Source organism: Acidisphaera rubrifaciens HS-AP3 (genome assembly GCF_000964365.1).
GTDB classification, from domain to species: Bacteria; Pseudomonadota; Alphaproteobacteria; order Acetobacterales; family Acetobacteraceae; genus Acidisphaera; species Acidisphaera rubrifaciens.
The window spans coordinates 1-956 of sequence record NZ_BANB01001121.1; the positions used below are offsets into that span (position 1 = coordinate 1).

Sequence of the window (956 nt, forward strand, 5' to 3'; positions counted from 1 at the left end):
GGCCGACGTGCGGGCGGCGGGGCACCCGGTGCTGATCAACTTCTTCGCGAGCTGGTGCGTCCCCTGCGCCGTCGAGGCGCCGCAGCTGGCGGCGCTGAGCAAGCAGGGCGTGGCGTTCTGGGGCATCGCCTACAAGGACCGGGCGGACGCGACGCGCGACTTCCTCGAACGCAACGGCAATCCCTACCGCCGCCTCGCCGCCGACGACAGCGGCCAGACGGCGATCAATTTCGGCCTGTTCGGGGTGCCGGAGACGTATTTCGTCGATCGCGCCGGCATCATCCGCTGGCGCTGGGCGGGGCCGATCACCGACGACACGATCGCGCACGAGCTTGCCCCGCTGCGCGCGACCTACGGCTGAGCCGCGATGCGTCCCGACCGTTCCCGCCGCGCCGCCGGCGCCGCCCTCGTTCTGATGCTCGTCCTGGCGTTCGCCGCCCTCGCCGCCGGACCCGCGCGCGCCGTCAGCAGCCCCGACGAGATGCTTCCCAACCGCGCGCAGGAATTGCGGGCCGAGGCGCTGGGCGGACAGTTGCGCTGCCTCGTCTGCCAGAACGAGAGCATCGAGGAGAGTGATGCCGACCTCGCCCGCGATCTCCGCCGCGACATCCGCCGCATGATCGTCGAGGGCAAGACCGATCCGCAGATCATCGCCTGGATGACCGCCCGCTACGGCGACTTCGTGCGGCTGCGCCCGCCGTGGAAGACGTCCACCATCCTGCTGTGGGGTTCGCCGCTGATCGCGCTCGGCGTCGGCGCCGGGGCGATCCTGCTGGCCCGCCGTCAGCGTCGCGCGGCCGCGCCGCCGCTGTCGCGTGACGAGGAGCGGCGTCTGGCGGAGCTGCTGCGCCGGCCATGATCTGGGTTGTCGTTCTGCTGCTGGCCGCCGCTGCGGTGGCGCCGCTGGCTCTCGCGCTGCGCCGCCGGGCGGAGCCGCGCGGCAGGCGGGAGGCCGC

At 73.3% G+C, this 956-nt stretch carries 2 protein-coding genes; both read left to right on the plus strand.

Annotated features, from left to right (window positions below):
- Positions 1–361: redoxin domain-containing protein (locus tag B8460_RS20340; RefSeq protein WP_048863449.1), on the plus strand; the 361-nt coding region annotated here is incomplete at its 5' end.
- A 6-nt stretch (positions 362–367) separates the two neighbouring features.
- Positions 368–859: a cytochrome c-type biogenesis protein gene (locus B8460_RS20345; protein WP_048863450.1), complete on the plus strand. Its 492-nt coding sequence runs from the start codon at positions 368–370 to the stop codon at positions 857–859.
- The last annotated feature ends 97 nt before the right edge of the window (positions 860–956 follow it).

Excerpts from the sequence above, each read along its gene's own strand:
- B8460_RS20345 (WP_048863450.1), top strand. The coding sequence starts at position 368 with ATGCGTCCCGACCGTTCCCGCCGCGCCGCCGGCGCCGCCCTCGTTCTG.